General features: G+C 73.8%; 15 protein-coding genes. 7 read left to right on the top strand and 8 right to left on the bottom strand.

The window, feature by feature from the left end:
- Positions 1-365 (bottom strand): maltotransferase domain-containing protein (locus MXD57_RS15715; protein WP_250402057.1); only part of this gene is annotated, 365 nt, incomplete at its 3' end.
- 108 nt (positions 366-473) lie between these two features.
- The gene (locus MXD57_RS15720; protein ID WP_250402058.1) at positions 474-773 is read right to left on the bottom strand and encodes a DUF5133 domain-containing protein; all 300 of its coding nucleotides are present in this window, start codon (positions 771-773) and stop codon (positions 474-476) included.
- A 305-nt stretch (positions 774-1,078) separates the two neighbouring features.
- Between MXD57_RS15720 and MXD57_RS15725 the strand changes: the two genes are divergently transcribed.
- Both MXD57_RS15725 and glgX read left to right on the top strand, forming a co-directional pair.
- Positions 1,079-1,591 (top strand): pep a2, encoded by a 513-nt coding sequence (locus MXD57_RS15725; RefSeq protein ID WP_250402059.1) that lies wholly within the window; start codon positions 1,079-1,081, stop codon positions 1,589-1,591.
- The gene (gene glgX / locus MXD57_RS15730) at positions 1,588-3,777 is read left to right on the top strand and encodes a glycogen debranching protein GlgX (RefSeq protein ID WP_250402060.1); all 2,190 of its coding nucleotides are present in this window, start codon (positions 1,588-1,590) and stop codon (positions 3,775-3,777) included. Before MXD57_RS15725 ends, glgX begins: the two co-directional genes overlap by 4 nt.
- Positions 3,778-3,895: 118 nt before the next feature.
- On the opposite strand, the gene MXD57_RS15735 is transcribed toward glgX, so the two are convergent.
- The gene (locus tag MXD57_RS15735; protein ID WP_250402061.1) at positions 3,896-4,705 is read right to left on the bottom strand and encodes a VOC family protein; all 810 of its coding nucleotides are present in this window, start codon (positions 4,703-4,705) and stop codon (positions 3,896-3,898) included.
- A 204-nt stretch (positions 4,706-4,909) separates the two neighbouring features.
- Positions 4,910-5,701 (bottom strand): RNA polymerase sigma factor SigF, encoded by a 792-nt coding sequence (locus tag MXD57_RS15740; protein WP_250402062.1) that lies wholly within the window; start codon positions 5,699-5,701, stop codon positions 4,910-4,912.
- Positions 5,702-6,166: 465 nt separating this feature from the next.
- Here MXD57_RS15740 and MXD57_RS15745 point away from each other — a divergent pair, with 465 nt between their 5' ends.
- The gene (locus tag MXD57_RS15745; protein WP_250402063.1) at positions 6,167-6,691 is read left to right on the top strand and encodes a hypothetical protein; all 525 of its coding nucleotides are present in this window, start codon (positions 6,167-6,169) and stop codon (positions 6,689-6,691) included.
- A 6-nt stretch (positions 6,692-6,697) separates the two neighbouring features.
- Here MXD57_RS15745 and hemC read toward each other — a convergent pair whose 3' ends face one another.
- Positions 6,698-7,633 carry a hydroxymethylbilane synthase gene (gene hemC / locus MXD57_RS15750; RefSeq protein WP_250402064.1) on the bottom strand — a complete coding sequence of 312 codons (936 nt, stop codon included), beginning with the start codon at positions 7,631-7,633 and terminating at the stop codon, positions 6,698-6,700.
- 396 nt (positions 7,634-8,029) lie between these two features.
- Positions 8,030-8,983 (bottom strand): ATP-dependent DNA ligase, encoded by a 954-nt coding sequence (locus tag MXD57_RS15755; protein ID WP_250402154.1) that lies wholly within the window; start codon positions 8,981-8,983, stop codon positions 8,030-8,032.
- 277 nt (positions 8,984-9,260) lie between these two features.
- Here MXD57_RS15755 and MXD57_RS15760 point away from each other — a divergent pair, with 277 nt between their 5' ends.
- Genes MXD57_RS15760 through MXD57_RS15770 form a run of 3 tightly spaced genes read left to right on the top strand, consistent with a single transcriptional unit; the run spans position 9,261 to position 12,490 of the window.
- On the top strand, positions 9,261-9,641 hold the full coding sequence (locus MXD57_RS15760) for a DoxX family protein (RefSeq protein ID WP_250402065.1): 381 nt from the start codon (positions 9,261-9,263) through the stop codon (positions 9,639-9,641).
- Positions 9,638-10,105 (top strand): peroxiredoxin, encoded by a 468-nt coding sequence (locus MXD57_RS15765; protein WP_250402066.1) that lies wholly within the window; start codon positions 9,638-9,640, stop codon positions 10,103-10,105. Before MXD57_RS15760 ends, MXD57_RS15765 begins: the two co-directional genes overlap by 4 nt.
- 54 nt (positions 10,106-10,159) lie before the next feature.
- Positions 10,160-12,490 (top strand): SpoIIE family protein phosphatase, encoded by a 2,331-nt coding sequence (locus MXD57_RS15770; RefSeq protein WP_250402067.1) that lies wholly within the window; start codon positions 10,160-10,162, stop codon positions 12,488-12,490.
- 18 nt (positions 12,491-12,508) lie between these two features.
- On the opposite strand, the gene MXD57_RS15775 is transcribed toward MXD57_RS15770, so the two are convergent.
- Entirely contained in the window at positions 12,509-12,943 is a 435-nt protein-coding gene (locus MXD57_RS15775; RefSeq protein WP_250402068.1) for a cupin domain-containing protein, read from the bottom strand.
- Between the two features lie 226 nt (positions 12,944-13,169).
- Here MXD57_RS15775 and MXD57_RS15780 point away from each other — a divergent pair, with 226 nt between their 5' ends.
- Positions 13,170-14,153 carry a TauD/TfdA dioxygenase family protein gene (locus MXD57_RS15780; RefSeq protein WP_250402069.1) on the top strand — a complete coding sequence of 328 codons (984 nt, stop codon included), beginning with the start codon at positions 13,170-13,172 and terminating at the stop codon, positions 14,151-14,153.
- Positions 14,154-14,195: 42 nt separating this feature from the next.
- Here MXD57_RS15780 and MXD57_RS15785 read toward each other — a convergent pair whose 3' ends face one another.
- Positions 14,196-15,698 (bottom strand): metallophosphoesterase family protein, encoded by a 1,503-nt coding sequence (locus tag MXD57_RS15785; RefSeq protein ID WP_250402070.1) that lies wholly within the window; start codon positions 15,696-15,698, stop codon positions 14,196-14,198.
- Positions 15,699-16,091: the final 393 nt, after the last annotated feature.

The following is a 16,091-nucleotide window of genomic DNA, read 5'->3' on the forward strand; positions in this document are numbered from 1 at the left end:
TCAAGGACCAGGCCGGTGTCGATGCCGGCCGGGACCTTGACGGAGGCGGTGTGCCGCCAGGTCGCCAGCGGATCGCTCCACGCCTCCACCCGGAACGTCCAGCGGCCGGTCGCGTCCGGAGTGACCTCGGCGCCCCACACGTCGCTGCCGGGGGACAGCTCCCGCATCGGCGTCCACGGGCCACGACGGCCCCTCGGATCCCGCAGGACCACGTTGGCACCGACGGCGTCGTGCCCCTCCCGGAACACGGTGGCCGTGACCTGGAACGTCTCCCCGGTCACCGCCTTCGCCGGGCGCCTGCCGCACTCCACGGCCGGCCGGACGTCACGTACCGGTACGCGGCCGATGGCCGGGGTCCTGCGCATGGTCTGTCACCTCCGCCGTGCGCGAAGCCGGGCCCCGGGCCCGGCTTCGCGATCCGATGCACGTCCGGCTGCTGCCGGTTCGTGCGGAACGCCCTGTACGGTGCCAGGTCATGGCCTCGGCGCCGTGGAACGCCGCTCCGAAGGCGGCGCGCGCCGCGCCGCCCGGCCCGGCTGGGGCCGGCCGTCCTGCTCGCGCAGGTAGCCGGCCAGGGTCGAGCGCAGATAGCGCTCGGCCGCGTCCGCTGCCTCCCGGGCGCAGCGCTTTCCCATCAGCACGCACAAGGTGTAGCCCGAGTCCTCGAAGGCTGCCCGGACCGTGCGGTCGTGGGGCGAGGCGAGCATCACGCGCTCCCAGGCCCGGTAACGCCGCAACTGCCTGGCCACTTCGGCCTTGGCGGGTAGCAGCATGACCCTCTTCACCTTCCACGCTCTCGACTGGGCGCGTTCCCGACGGTCGGGTGGTGTCCGCGCAGGGGTGGGCACGGAACCGTTACGGCGATCGAGGCTTTCACTCATGGTGCACGTACAGGCACGCACCGTCCTGTTGGACGTTCAACCACTAGGGCCGTTCGGGATGCTCGTGTTGCACGAATGGCGTAGCGACCCCACTGTGGGGAGTGACTCAGAAGCGATCACTGCTCACGCTCGGTGTCCGGGATCCCTCCCGGACGCAGTGAGAGAGCGAGAGCCTCGCCGGTGAGGAGCAAGCGACGATGAAGACCGCAGTGCCCTGCTACTACCACATAGATGTGGAAGTCAGCCCGGAACGGGTGGGACAGGTCAGCCGCATCCTGGGCGCCCACCTCCGCTACTGGGACCTCGACAACCTCGTGGCCCCCGTCCGCCGCGGCGCCGAACTGCTGCTGCGGGCGATCGAACGGCACGCCACGGACAAGACCATGTCGATCGAGATGTGGTGGAACGGCCAGCATCTGATCACGGCGGTCGGCGGCGGCGACCGCGACCTGCGCCCGGACCAGGACCTGCGGGCCTGCCTGGCGGACATCGCCGCCATGAGCGACGGATGGGGCTGCTGCGCCGCGGAGACCGGAAGCGTGATCATCTGGTTCTCGCAGCGCGCCCGCACCGGCGAACGCGTCCCGCTGGTCCCGACCGCTCCGGCGCCGAGCCTCACCGAGGGCCTGCAGGTGCCGCGCGAGCTGCGGGTGGCCGCGCTCGCCGCGCCGGCGGCCGCCCCGGACGGCCTCCTGGAGGGTGCCCGGTGACGGCACGCAAGTCCCGGCAGGGGGTGTCCGTGTGGAGCGGACACCCCTACCCGTTGGGGGCCGTGTTCGACGGCGAGGGCACCAACTTCGCCCTGTTCAGCGAGGTCGCCGAGCGCGTCGAGCTGATCCTCGTCGACGACGCCGGCGCCGAGACGCCCGTCCCGCTGCACGAGGTCGACGGCTTCGTCTGGCACGCCTACCTGCCCGGCGTCGGTCCCGGCCGGCGCTACGGCTACCGCGTGCACGGGCCCTGGCAGCCGTCCCTCGGGCACCGCTGCAACCCGGCGAAGCTGCTGCTCGACCCGTACGCCCGCGCCGTGCACGGCCAGATCGACAACCACGCCTCCCTGTACGAGCGTTCGCCCGACGGTCCGTCCCCGGGCGACAGCGCGGGGCACTCCATGCTGGGCGTGGTCACCGACCCGTACTTCGACTGGGGCGACGACCGCCCGCCGTGCCACCCCTACGCGGACTCCGTCATCTACGAGGCCCATGTGCGCGGCCTGACCCGTGCGCACCCGGACGTCCCCGAGCGGCTGCGCGGCACCTACGCGGGTCTGGCGCACCCCGCCGTCATCGAGCACCTGACCTCGCTCGGTGTCACCGCGGTGGAGCTGATGCCGGTCCACCAGTTCGTCCACGACGGCGTACTGCAGGACCGGGGCCTCGCCAACTACTGGGGCTACAACACCATCGGCTTCTTCGCCCCGCACAACGCCTACGCCGCCTTCGGCAGTTCGGGCCGGCAGGTCAACGAGTTCAAGGCGATGGTGAAGGCGCTGCACGCGGCCGGCCTCGAGGTGATCCTCGACGTGGTCTACAACCACACCGCCGAGGGCAACGAGTTCGGCCCCTCGCTGTCCTTCCGGGGCATCGACAACGCCTCCTACTACCGGCTGGTGGACGGCGACTGGGCGCACTACTACGACACCACCGGCACCGGCAACAGCCTGCTGATGCGCCACCCCTACGTGCTCCAGCTCATCATGGACTCGCTGCGGTACTGGGTGACCGAGATGCACGTCGACGGCTTCCGCTTCGACCTGGCGGCCACGCTGGCCCGGCAGTTCCACGAGGTGGACCGGCTGTCCGCGTTCTTCGACCTGATCCAGCAGGACCCGGTGATCAGCCGCGTCAAGCTGATCGCCGAGCCCTGGGACGTGGGCGAGGGCGGCTACCAGGTGGGCAACTTCCCGCCGCTGTGGTCCGAGTGGAACGGCCGTTACCGGGACGCCGTACGGGACTTCTGGCGCGCGGAGCCCGGCTCGCTGGGCGAGTTCGCCTCCCGGCTGACCGGATCGTCCGACCTGTACCAGCACAGCCGCCGCACCCCGCGTGCCAGCGTCAACTTCGTCACCGCGCACGACGGCTTCACCCTGCGCGACCTGGTGTCGTACAACGACAAGCACAACGAGGCCAACGGCGAGGGGAACCGGGACGGCGAGAGCCACAACCGGTCCTGGAACTGCGGGGCGGAGGGCGACACCGACGACCCGGCCGTGCTGGAACTGCGTGCCCGCCAGCAGCGCAACCTGCTGGCCACGCTGCTGCTCTCGCAGGGCATCCCGATGCTCTGCCACGGCGACGAACTGGGCCGGACCCAGCGCGGCAACAACAACGCCTACTGCCAGGACAACGAGGTCTCCTGGGTGGACTGGGGGATCACCGACGAGCAGCGTTCGCTCGCCGACTTCACCCGGTACGTGATCGCCCTGCGCGCCCGGCATCCCGTGCTGCGCAGGCGCCGGTTCTTCCGCGGCGAGACCCCGACCAACGCCAGGCAGCCGCTGCCCGACGTGATGTGGCTGCGGCCCGACGCCCGCGAGATGACCGAGCGGGACTGGCACCGCGAGGACGCGTACTCGATGGGGGTGTTCCTCAACGGCGACGCGATCGCCGAGCGCGATCCGCACGGCCGCCGGGTGGTCGACGACTCCTTCCTGCTGCTGTTCAACGGCTACTGGGAACCGGTCGTCTTCCGCCTGCCCGACGGGTCCTTCGGCGAGCGCTGGACGACCCTGATCGACACCGCCGACCCGGACGGCATCCCCGACGAACGGGAACGCAAGGCCGGTACCAGGCTGCGGGTGGAGCCGCGCAGCCTGGTCCTCCTCTCCCGCCCGGCCCGTGACTCCCACCCGGAGCGCGGCACCCGGCCGGCGCGTTCGGCGCGCGGCACCCGCTGAAACCCCGGCCGTCGGCCCCCCCCCCCCCCCCGCCGGGCGCCCCGCCGGGCGGGCCGGCCCCCCCCCCGGGCGGCCGCCCCCCCCCCCGGCGGGCCGCCCCCACGGCCGGGGCGGCCGGTCAGCGCGCGCTGCGCGAGGTCACCGTGAACTGGGCGCCGTCCGGGTCGCGCAGGATCGCCTCCTGCTCGTCCTCGCTCAGCACACTGCCGCCGTGCTTCTCGGCGGTGCGGGCACAGCCCGGCACGTCGTCCACCGCGAAGTGGATCTGCCAGTGCGGCCGCACGGACGGGTCCGGGGCCGCCTCGACCGCGCCCGAGTCGATGCGCGCCACCACGTCGCCCCGGCTGCGCAGCACCACCTCACCGCCCTCGTACTGGACCTCGCAGCAGCCCGGTTTGCCGGACGCCCAGCCGAGGATCTCGCCGTAGAAGATCGCCGAGTCGAAGGCGTTGCGGGTGTGCAGCCGGATGAAGGTCGGGGCCGCCCGGCGCCAGGCCTCCCAGTTGCCGACCAGTTCGCCCTGCCAGATGCCGAAGGTCGCCCCGTCCCGGTCGGCGAGCAGCGCCGCCCGGCCCGGCGGGAAGGACAGCGGTCCGACCGCCGCCGTACCGCCGCGCTCCCGGGCCCGGGCCACGGCCTCGTCGGCGTCCGGCACCGCGAAGTACGGAGTCCAGGCCACCGCCATCTGCCACATCGAGGCGACCGCGGCGATACCGGCCACCGGCACGCCGTTGGCCAGGGCGATGCGGAAGTGCTCGCCGAGTTTGGCGCCGCGCCACCGCCAGCCCAGCAGGGCCGAGTAGAACTCCTGGGTCGCGCCCAGATCGCGGCTGGTCAGGCTCACCCAGCACGGGGCGCCGAAGACGGAGTGCGTCGAGAGGGGCTCGCGCGTCCTCGTCCCACCACCGGCAGGCTTGTCATCGTTCATGGCTGTCGCGTCCTGAGTCTCGGGGCCCGGCGGCCACCGCTCACGCACCAGTGTCCAACCGGAAGGGCCTGATCTGCTCGTCGAGTACCCCGGTGACGATCGCCCGGGCGGGTGACACCGGGAGCCGTGGCGCACGGCGGCACGGACCGGATCGGCGGGCCGGGGGCGGGGCCCACCCGGGTGCCGTGGGCGGGGGACCGGGACTCAGCCCGCCTCCGAGAGCAGCTCCTCCCGCAGCCGGTCGAAGCAGCCGCTCAGCAGACGTGAGACGTGCATCTGCGAGATGCCCAGTTGCTCGGCGATCCGGCTCTGCGTCATCCCGCCGAAGAATCGCAGGTAGAGGATGGTGCGCTCACGCTCGGGCAGCGCCGCCAGGCACGGTTTGACCGCGGCCCGGTCGATGACCAGGTCGAATCCCGGGTCCGGGGAGCCCAGGGAGTCCCCGAGCGCGTACCCCTCCGCGCCGGCCACCTCGGCGTCCAGGGACAGCGCGGTGAAGCACTCCAGCGCCTCCATGCCGGTGCGCACCTCGTCCTCGCTCAGCCGTGTGTGCGCGGCGATGTCGGCGACCGTGGGCGTGCGGCCGGGCGTGGTGTGGGCCAGCTCCTTGAGGGCGGCGCGCACCCGGTTGCGCAGGTCCTGCACCCGGCGCGGCACGTGCAGGGTCCACATGTGGTCGCGGAAATGGCGCTTGATCTCGCCGGTGATGGTGGGCACCGCGTACGCCTCGAAGGCCCGGCCCCGGGCCGGGTCGTAGTGGTCCACGGCCTTGACCAGGCCGAGCGCGGCCACCTGGTAGAGGTCCTCGAGCGACTCCCCGCGACCGCGGAACCGTACGGCGATCCGCTCGGCCATGGGGAGCCAGAGCCGGACCAGTTCGTCCCGGAGCGCCTGCCGCTCGGGACCTTCGGGCAGGCCCGCGAGCCGCAGGAAGGACTCGCCCGTGTCCGGGGCGTCGTCGTGGGGGTGGGGCCTGGTGCTGGCGGTGACAGGCATCGTGCGCACCTCTCTCGGCAGGTGCTGGGTCGACCGACACCGTGGGGGGTGCGCGCGGATGCCTCAGGAAACACCGGGGCGCCCGGCCGGCGCCGGCTCCCACGGACGTGCCTCCTGTCCGAAGCACTCAAATCTATCTTCCCTCCCCTGGGCATAAACAAACAAAACGGTCCATTCGGGTCATGCGTGGAATGTTTCCTTCCCCTTTCCTGTCCGGCCAGGCCCGGCCCCCGGAGCGGCCCGCCGTGTCACCGGGTGCCCCGGCCCCCGGAGGTCCCGCGGTGAAAGTGATGTGCGGCACGCACCCGGGTCCCGCCCGGGAGCCCGCCGGCGGGGTTTCTCCTGGGCAGCGCTTGATCGCCGAGCAAAGCGGGCGAACCCGCTGGCCACAGCGCATTCCGCTCATTTGACAGTGTGCTCGGCACACAGATAGACAGCAGCTCTCGATAGGTGGAGAGGGGCATTGTGTACGAGCCGAACGTGGTCGGGGACTGGCAGGAGTACGACGAGCACGCCGGCCTGCGGATCCGCGTCCACCGCCTGGAAGCGGCCGAACCGCCGCGCGGACGCGACGACGCCGCCGCGGGTCTGACGTACTTCAGTGTCCGGGTGACGATCGAGAACCGCGGCTCACGGCACTACGGTGTCCACCTCGAGGACGGCCAGCTCGACATCCGGGTCGGCCCGGACGGGGAAGGCGCCTTCATCGACTGGCGCAACTCCCAGTTCATCGAGGGCTTCGACGTCTACCCGCTGCGCCGGGCCACCGCCGTCCTCTACGCGGCCGGCCCCGAGGCCTCCCTGACGCACGTGGACGTCCAGGTCCAGCTCCGGGTGGACGACGAGTGGACCGACCGGCGGCTGTGGGCGGGCGGCATCGGCCTGCTGGAGGCCGCCGCGCCCGCCGCCCCGGCGGCCGGCGCGCAGAGCAGCCTGGCCCACCAGGTGAGCGCCTTCCTCAAGGAGCAGACGGAGCCGGGCGGCGCCTGAGGCCGGTCAGTGCGGGATGCCGTCGATGATCTCCCGCGCCCCCTGCCGCAGCAGCGACACCGCGACCGACGTGCCGAGCGTGGCCGCGTCCAGCCGGCCCGCCCATTCGTGGGCGTTCAGCCTGGTCTTGCCGTTCGGGGTGAACACGCAGGCGCGCAAGGAGAGTTCGCCGCCTCGGTCCACGCGCGCGCAACCGGCGATCGGGCTGTTGCAGTGGCCCTGCAGCACGTGCAGGAACATCCGCTCGGCCGTGGCCTCCCGGTGCGTGTCCGGATGGCCGAGACCACTGACCGCGTCGATCAGCTCGGTGTCGTCCTCCCGGCACTGCAGGGCGAGGATGCCCGCACCGATCGGCGGCATCATCGTCTCCGTGGACAGCACCTCGCTGATCACGTCCTCGCGGCCGATCCGCTCCAGACCGGACACCGCGAGCAGCAGCGCGTCCGCGTCGCCGGCGGCCAGTTTGGCCAGTCGGCGGTTGGCGTTGCCGCGGAACGGCACGCAGTCCAGGTGCGGGTGCGAGGCGGCGAGCTGGGCCACCCGGCGCACCGCCGAGGTGCCGATCCGGGTGCCCGCGGGCAGCTCGTCGAGGGTGAGTCCGCCCGGGTGGACCAGCGCGTCCCGCACGTCGTCCCGCTTCAGGAACGCGGCGAACACCGTGCCGGCGGGCAGCGGCCGGTCCGCGGGCACGTCCTTGACGCAGTGCACCGCGAGGTCCGCCCGCCCGGCCAGCAGGGCCGCGTCCACCTCCTTGGTGAACGCGCCCTTGCCCTCGACCTGGGACAGGTCGCCCAGCCACTTGTCCCCGGTGGTCTTCACGGGGACGACCTCGGTGCGCACTCCCGGATGCAGTGCGCCCAGCTCGGCGCGCACACGCTCGACCTGGGCGAGGGCCATCGGCGAGTCGCGGGAGACGATACGGATCAACTCGGGCACGGGCATGGTGGACACCCTAGACCCTCACGGGCCTCCCCTCGCACGCTTCCCCGGCCAGGGGCGGGCCGGCGGCGGTGGCCGGGAGGCGTCGGGCGTTCGGGCCGGGCGGGCCCCCGGACGGGTTGGCCGACGCCGGGTGGGAGCCGGCTCGGATGGCGGGTTCGCGGCCGGCGCGCGGAGTCTTCAACCGGGGCGACGAGTGCGGGAGTTCGGCGTCCCGCCGTGCGCACCGCCGCCGAGGGGGCGCAGCCGGCGCGCGGGTGAGGGGCCGTGGAACGGCCTTGCCCGGTGCCGTGTCAGCCGACGTGCGCCCGTGTCGAACTCCGACTGACGCGGCACCGGGGCCTGTTGCGAGGGTCCCGACCGCCCTGCGGGCGGACGACGGGCGTTTCGCCGCAGGTTCTAGCCGAAGTCGTCCGGCAGGTCCGCCGCCGACTCCTCGGCGGTCAGGTCGGGGCGCAGCCGCCGCCACGAGGGCTGGCGCAGCATCCCGGCCCGGGTGCGGGTGCGGTAGCTGACCTCGCCGACCAGCCGGGGCACCACCCACTGGGCGCCCGCGACGCGCGGGGCGGGGTCGAAGGGGCACCGGCTGCTCGCCGCGGCCCGCAGCAGCCCGGCCAGTTCGGTCCGCTCCGCCTCGCTCCAGCCGGTGCCCACCCCGCCGACGTAGCGCAGCCGGCCACCGGCGCGCTGGCCGACGAGCACGGCGCCGGGCAGCCCGGTCAGGTGCCCCCTGCCGGGCAGCCAGCCGCCGACGATCACGTCCTCGCTGCGCATGTTCCGGATCTTGATCCAGGAGCGGGAGCGCACTCCCGGCTCGTACACCGATTCCAGCCGCTTGCAGACCAGGCCCTCCAGGCCGTGCTCCCGGGTCGCCCGGAGGGCCTCGGCGCCGTGTCCGGTCACCGCGGCCGGCGTCGACCAGTGCGGTCCGCTCAGACCCAGCTCCGTCAGCCGCGCCCGGCGCCGCGTGTAGGGGAACCGGACCAGGGGCCGGGCCAGGTACGGGACGTCGAACAGCACCAGGTGGACCGGCACCCGGGCGGCGCGGCGGGCCGCCCGGGCGGGGGCGTGCGCGAGACCCATCCGGCTCTGCAGCAACTGGAAGTCGGCACGGCCCAGTTCGTCCAGGGCCAGCACCTCGCCGTCCAGGACGGCCGGTGTGGCGCCCAGGGCGGCGCCGAGCGGGCGGAGTTCGGGGTAGGCGCCGGTGATGTCCTCGCCGGAGCGGGCGCGCAGCAGGACGCTGCCGTCGCCGGGCAGATAGGCCATCACCCGCTGGCCGTCCTGCTTGGTCTCGTACGCCCACCGCGCGTCCTGTGCGGCGGGCGGCAGGGTGCCGGGGGTGGCGAGCATGGGCGCGACGAGGGGCAGGGTGGGGGTGTTCACGGCTGGAGGTGTCGACCACTCCCGCCGCCCCCACGCGCCTTTCGGCCCGTGTTCCCCCGAACGGGCCCGGGACCGGTCCGGCCGCTCCCGCCCCACTCTCGCCCGGCGGGCGGCCGGTACCGTCCCGCACCGGCGCCCCGGGCGCGGCGCCGGGCGCCCTTTTGTGCCGCCCGCCCGCCCGAAGCGGCCCGGGTCGCCGCTACTGTCGAGTAATATCCGGCGGCAGGTCACCAGAGGAGGAAACGTGCCCCGGTCCGAACGCTCACCCCTGCTGCTCGCCGGCCTGCTGGCCACCGCGGGGGTCGCCCACTTCGCCGCACCCCGCCAGTTCGACCACCTCGTCCCCCGGACGCTGCCCGGCTCGCCCAGGGCCTGGACCTACGGCAGCGGGGCCGTGGAGCTGGCCCTGGCGGCCGGTGTCGCCGCGCGCCGGACGCGCCCCCTGGCGGCCAAGGCGGCCGCGGCCTTCTTCGTCGGGGTGTTCCCCGCCAACGTGAAGATGGCCGTGGACTGGCGCCACCGGCCGGCTCCCCAGCGCAACGCGGCCCTGGCCAGGCTGCCGCTCCAGGTGCCCCTCGTGCTCTGGGCGCGCGGAGTGGCCCGGAACGGGGAGGGGCGGTCGTGACCGGACGTGTCGAGGTGGGCGACAAGGCGGAGGACTTCGCGCTGCCGGACGAGACCGGCACCGTCCGCAGCCTCACCGGGCTGCTGGCCGACGGCCCGGTCGTGCTGTTCTTCTATCCCGCCGCCATGACGCCCGGCTGCACCGCCGAGGCCTGCCACTTCCGAGACCTCGCCGCCGAGTTCGCCGCCGTCGGCGCACGCCCGGTCGGGATCAGCGGCGACAGCGTGGAACGCCAGCAGGAGTTCGCCGGACGGCACACCCTCGGCATGCCGCTGCTGTCGGACGCCGACGGCGCGGTGCGGGACCGGTTCGGGGTCAGGCGGGGCTTCACCCTCGCCCCGACCAAGCGGGTCACGTTCGTGATCGGCCAGGACCGCACGGTCCTGGAGGTGGTGCTCAGCGAACTGCGCATGAACACCCACGCCGACCGCGCCCTGGCCGTGCTGCGCGCCCCCCGGGACTGATCCGGTCCGCCGCCGCGCTTGATGGACCGCGGTAATCGGATCATCCTGGGGCATATGGAGCGAGTCGCGGCCGCTGTGGTCATCGACGCCCAGGGCAGGGTGACCGGGTGGAGCCAGGGCGCGCGGCTGCTCACGGGCCGTGCGGCGGACGAGGTCGTCGGCCGTCCGGCGGCCGAGCTGCTCGCCGGGAACCACCGCGGCGGAGCCCTGGCCGCCGGGACCGGCGTCGTCACCCTGCGCCACCGCGAGGGGCACGGGGTCGAGGTGACGGTGAGCGTCTGCCCGGTGCTCGGCGCCGACGGGGCACCGGCCGGACACGTGATCACCGCCGACCCGAGCGGCCCGGTGCTGGTCGGCGAGGCCTTCCAGCAGGCGTCCACGGCCATGTCGGTCCTCGACCTCGAACAGCGCTACCTGTACGTCAACGGCACGGCCTGCCGGCAGATGGGGGTGCCCGAGGAGGACCTGGTCGGCCGCCTCTACACGGACACCGTGGCGGAGGGCGAGCACAGCCGTGGCTTCGTGCGCCATCTGCGCGAGGTGGCCGAGACCGGGCGGCCCGTCCGCTACGAGAGCTTCACCGACGCCACCGAGCTGCACCGGGCGCACGCCTGGAGCATCGAGATGTGGCCCCTGTGCGACGGTGCCGGGGCGCCGACGGCGGTGGCCCTGGCCGCCTTCGACAGCAGCGAGCAGTACTGGGCCCGGCGCCGCCTCGCCCTGCTCAACGAGGCCGCCACCCGCATCGGCACCACCCTGGACGTGGCGCGCACGGCCGAGGAGCTGATCGACCTCCTGGTCCCGCAGTACGCCGACTTCGCGACCGTCGACCTCCTGGACTGGGTCCTCGGCGCCGACGAGCCGCCGGCCGTCCCGGACGCCGGCACCGAACTGCGGCGCGTCGCCCACCGCTCCGTCGTGCCGGGCAACCGGGGCGCGGCGCTGAGGCCGGGGGAGTCGGAGGAGTACCTGCCGTCGACCCCGCCGGCCGTCGCCCTCCGCGAGGGCCGGGCGGTGCTCGCCCAGGCCGGCGAGCCGGCCTTCGACGCGTGGCTGGCGGGCCGCAACGCCCGCTCCCCGGAGGGCCGGCCCCACCGCGAAGGCGTCCACTCGATGATCGCGGTGCCGCTGCGCGCCCGGGGCGTCACCCTCGGCGCCGCGGTGTGCGTGCGCAAGTACCACTCGGACGCGTACGGCCCCGACGACGCCGTGTTCGCCGAGGAACTCGCCAGCCGCGCCGCCGTGTGCGTGGACAACGCCCGACGGTTCGCCCGCGAACGCGACACCGCGCACGCCCTCCAGCACAGCCTGCTGCCGAGCGGCCTGCCGGGCCAGGCCGCGGTCGAGGTGGCCCACCGGTATCTGCCGTGCGGCTCGCTGGCCGGCATCGGCGGCGACTGGTTCGACGTGATCCCGCTCTCCGGCAGCCGGGTCGCACTGGTCGTGGGGGACGTCGTCGGCCACGGCATCCAGTCCTCCGCGACCATGGGCCGGCTGCGGACGGCGGTGCGGACCCTCGCCGACGTCGACCTGCCCCCGGACGAACTGCTCACCCACCTGGACGACCTGGTCAGCCACCTGACGTCCGCCGGGACCGGCGAGGAGGTCGCCGAACTCGGCGCCACCTGCCTCTACGCCGTCTACGACCCCGTCTCCCGCCGGCTCAGCCTCGCCGCGGCCGGCCACCCGGCCCCGGCCGTCGTCCTGCCCGGCGGCACCGCCGAGTTCGTGCCCATGAGTGCCGGGCCGCCCCTCGGGGTCGGCGGACTGCCCTTCGAGGCGACGCAGGTCGAACTGCCCGAGGGCTCGGTCGTCGCCCTCTACACCGACGGCCTGGTCGAGGAGCGTGACCGGGACGTCGACCGCGCCGTCGAGGAACTGCGGCTCGCGCTCGGCGCGCCTGCCACCTCCCTCGAGGCCCTCAGCGACGACGTCCTCAAGGCCGTCATGCCCGAGCAGCCCACCGACGACATCGCCCTGCTCCTGGTCCGCACCCGCGCACTGGGCGCCGACCGGGTGGCCACCTGGGACGTCCCGCCCGACCCGGCCGCGGTGGCCACCTTCCGGCAGGCGGCCACCGAGCGGCTCACCGCCTGGGGGCTCGAGGAGATCGCGTTCGTCACCGAACTCGTCGTCAGCGAGCTGGTCACCAACGCCATCCGCTACGGCGAACCGCCCGTCCAGCTCCGCCTGATCCGTGACGGCGCGCTCATCTGCGAGGTGTCCGACGCCAGTTCGACCTCACCGCACCTGCGCCGGGCGCACGCCTACGACGAGGGCGGCCGCGGACTGCTGCTGGTCGCCCAGCTCACCCAGCGCTGGGGGAGCCGGCAGACGGGCGGCGGCAAGACCATCTGGGCGCAGCAGCCGCTGCCCGGTACCTGATCACTCACCGGCACCCGATCACTCGAAGGAGCACCCCGGATTCGGCGCGTCCTGCGAGAACGGGGCACCGTGCGGCAGCACGTAGAGCACCTCCAGGACGACGGGGGTGCTGCCCAGGTTGCGGCCGATGTGCACGTGCCCCGGGCCGGACGGCTCCCGGATGGTCGCGCCCGCGCGGTACACGCCGTCGGAGGCGCAGCCCGAATCGAAGTGGCTGAGGGTGCCCTGCTTCACCACGCCGTACAGCGGACCGTCGTGGTAGTGCCAGCCGGTGCTCTGGCCGGGCGGGATGGTGATCTCGCGCAGGGTGTAGTCGGTGCCGCCGACCGTCCGCTGGGCGACGAGCCGGGCCGTCACCCCGGAGCCCGGCGGGGTGGCGCCCGCGGTGCCGCAGGTGAGGAACGCGGTGGCGGTCACCGTGCCGAGGACGGCGGTGCGGAGTGCGGTGCGCATGCGGGAGCCTCCAGGGTCGCGAGCGGTCACCGACGTGAACATAGGGGCAACGGGCCGGCGCCGAGGGCGGAACCAGGTGATCCGGTCATGGGACCGGGCCGTGCGACGGCGCGGGCGGCGGTGAGCGGCGCGGGCGCACGCACACGGGCGTGGGAGGGTCGCCGCGCGCGGGCCGGCGGTGTCACGATCGGTCGTGGAGCCGGTTCGGACGACCAACGGAGCGCGCATGACGACGCACAGGGCCACGGCAGAGCCCACCGGGCAGGCGGAACGGGCCGGGGGTGTGGAGGTGCGCCCGGTCGCCGGGCACATCGGCGCCGAGATCACCGGCGTCGATCTCGCCGGTCCGCTGGACGACGCGGTGGCCGCCCTGATCAGGGCGGCGGTGCTGCGCTGGAAGGTGGTGTTCTTCCGCGGGCAGGAGCTGGACCACGCCGGGCACGTCGCCTTCGCCCGCCGGTTCGGCGAACCGGTCGTCCTCGGACGGCGGGGCAGCGCCTCACCGGAGGGGTTCGCGGCGGTGGAGACGACCGCCGACCGGCTGGAGCTGGGCGGACGCTTCGGGATGGAGCACGAGGAGTGGCTCTGGCGGCGCCGGCACACGCTGCTGCGCGGCTGGCACTGCGACCACGGCGCCCGGATCGACCCGCCGGCGGCGACCATCCTGCGCGCCGAGACCGTGCCGCCGTACGGCGGCGACACCACCTGGGCCAATCTGGCCGCCGCCTACGCCGGACTCTCGGCACCGGTGCGCGCCTTCGTGGACGGGCTGCGCGCCGAACACCGGCTCGGCGTCGGCTACCAGCCGCGGCCCGGCGACGACGCCTACCTGCGCCACCTGCTGGACCACCAGGTCGCCTCCGTGCACCCGCTGGTGCGGGTGCACCCGGAGACGGGGGAGCGGGTGCTGTACGTCAACGGCTACTACCTGGAGCACATCAGGGACGTCTCCCGGCCCGAGAGCGCGGCCCTGCTGGAGATGCTGCTCGACCAGGCGGTGCGCCCCGAGTACACGGTCCGCTTCCGCTGGGAGCCCGGGAGCGTCGCCTTCTGGGACAACCGCGCCACCATCCACCTGGCCCCGAGCGACAACGCCCACCTCCGCTTCCCCCGGATCATGCACCGGGTGATGCTCGCGGGCGACGTACCGGTGGGGGTGGACGGCAGACCGTCCGAGCCGGTCACCGGTACGCGGGCGGGCCGCTGGTGAGCCGGGAGGCCGGCCGCCCGCGCGGCGCCGGCCGCCGGTGACTCATATCAGCGGGATCGTGACCTCGTCCTCGACCGGCGGATCCAGTTCCTGGGCGCGGTTGCCGGTCGCGGCGAAGCAGCGCAGGCGCACCGCCGCCGCGGTGACGTCCAGGCGCAGGAAGGACTTGAAGAACGGCGGGCTGTACGTGACCGAACCCGGTGAGAAGAGCCGGGTGTGGAGCTTGCGCACGGGCAGCCGGAACCGGGCGGCCCGGTCGGGGCGGCGGCCCGCGCCCAGCAGGCTCGCGACCAGCCGGACCCGCCGGGTGACGCGGACCCGCTGACCGGGCTCCCGGCCGGGCTCGATACCGAGACGCTCGGCCACGACCGCGGTCGCCTCGTCGTCGGTGAGGGCGAAGAAGCGGCGCAGCCGCAGCCGCCGGGCGTACACCCGGCTGTAGAAGGCCAGGGAGTCGCCGCGCAGCGGGTAGCAGCGGAACTCCCGCTCGGTGACGCCGGCGACGGACACCCGGGGGACGGTGTGCGTGGCGTGCATGAACGCGCCGCCACCGCCCGAGACCACGTACTGGACGGTGCGGCCGTCCACGTCGACCGGATAGCGCTGGTAGTTGTGGATGTCGCCGCCGATCGCCGCCACGTAGTGGTGCTCCGGGTCGCGCACGACGTCGTCGACCGTGCCGCCGCCCTCGATGGCGCAGGGGTGGTGCTCGCCGTCCACGTAGAGCGGGGAGCCGGTGATCAGGATCTTGGGCTTCGGCCCCCGGGACACCTCCCGCAGCCACGCGCCCTGCTCGGCGTCGATCGTGCCGAGCAGGCCGGTGTCGATGCCGACGATCCGCACCGGTCCGGCGTCGATCGCCCAGTAGGGCCCCGGCTGCACGGCCCGCTGCTCCGGTGCCGAGCGCAACGCCGCCGCCTCCGCCAGGTGCCGGCCGTCCGAAGGGCGCGCGCGGTGCCACAGCAGGGTGCGCCACCAGGCGCGGGTGAGCGGGCGGGGCCGGGGCTCGGGGGCCGGCGGGGGAGCGTCGGCGCAGAACACCCGCATGAAAGCGGTGAGTTCCTCGTACCAGTCGTGGTTGCCCGGTATGGCGAAGATGGGCGCGGGATAGTCCTGGTACGGCCGGAAGAACTTGGTGCCGTAGTCGTCCGCGCTGCCGACGGGGTAGATGACGTCGCTCGCGATCACCGCGAACTCCGTGCCGCGGCCCGCCTTCAGGAAGCCCGGCACGGTGGCGTACTGGGAGGCGCCGCCCTCGCCGGTGTCCCCGACGACCATGAAGGAGAAGCACTCCGGCACGTCCCGCCGCACCACCTTGTCCGCCGGCGCCCCGGCCGCGGCCTGCGCGGCCACCAGCCGGCTGCGGGTACGGCCGGTCGGGTCGCCGAACCATGACGCGAGCACCCCGTTGCGGGCGGCCCACAGCAGTCTCGGATCCAGCCAGGAGAGCTTTTTCACGTGGTCGGGCATCAGCCGCTGGTAGAGGCCGGGTTCGGAGGGGCCCCAGCCGGCGCCCCGGGCGGTATCGCGTGAGGATTCAGACACGCGAGCACGGTAACAACGCCCCTGTGAATGCCCGGCAGGCGGGACTGGCGTCAAGTGCTGGTAAAATAAGGCGACTTCGTGATTCGACTTCGCGATTCGGTCTCGCCGCGGCCGTGTTCACCTGCCCGGCGCCGCCCGAGGCGCCGGACCCCGCGCGGCCGGAGCGTCCGGGCGCGCCCGGACGCCCACCGGGGCAGGGTAGGGAAAACCCTCGAATTGCCTCTGACGTTGCTGACATGCGCGAGTCAAGGCTGCCATTCTCCCCCAACACGCAGTCGGTTTCGCGTGCAAGTACCTCGCTCCCCACACAGTTCAGCTCGTCCCGGACAGCACACCCGTCTGCCCGGGTCTTCACCGGCCGCTACCCAGGCGGCCGCAGCAGGAGGAAATCGA

The sequence above is a fragment of the Streptomyces cellostaticus genome, assembly GCF_023630175.1.
Lineage (GTDB): Bacteria > Actinomycetota > Actinomycetes > Streptomycetales > Streptomycetaceae > Streptomyces > Streptomyces cellostaticus_A.

Coding starts and splice junctions, on each gene's coding strand:
- MXD57_RS15770 (WP_250402067.1), top strand. CDS start 10,160: ATGGAGCGAGTCGCGGCCGCTGTGGTCATCGACGCCCAGGGCAGGGTG.
- MXD57_RS15735 (WP_250402061.1), bottom strand. CDS start 4,705: ATGAACGATGACAAGCCTGCCGGTGGTGGGACGAGGACGCGCGAGCCC.
- hemC (WP_250402064.1), bottom strand. CDS start 7,633: ATGCCCGTGCCCGAGTTGATCCGTATCGTCTCCCGCGACTCGCCGATG.
- MXD57_RS15725 (WP_250402059.1), top strand. CDS start 1,079: ATGAAGACCGCAGTGCCCTGCTACTACCACATAGATGTGGAAGTCAGC.
- MXD57_RS15780 (WP_250402069.1), top strand. CDS start 13,170: ATGACGACGCACAGGGCCACGGCAGAGCCCACCGGGCAGGCGGAACGG.
- MXD57_RS15775 (WP_250402068.1), bottom strand. CDS start 12,943: ATGCGCACCGCACTCCGCACCGCCGTCCTCGGCACGGTGACCGCCACC.
- MXD57_RS15755 (WP_250402154.1), bottom strand. CDS start 8,983: ATGCTCGCCACCCCCGGCACCCTGCCGCCCGCCGCACAGGACGCGCGG.
- MXD57_RS15720 (WP_250402058.1), bottom strand. CDS start 773: ATGCTGCTACCCGCCAAGGCCGAAGTGGCCAGGCAGTTGCGGCGTTAC.
- MXD57_RS15740 (WP_250402062.1), bottom strand. CDS start 5,701: ATGCCTGTCACCGCCAGCACCAGGCCCCACCCCCACGACGACGCCCCG.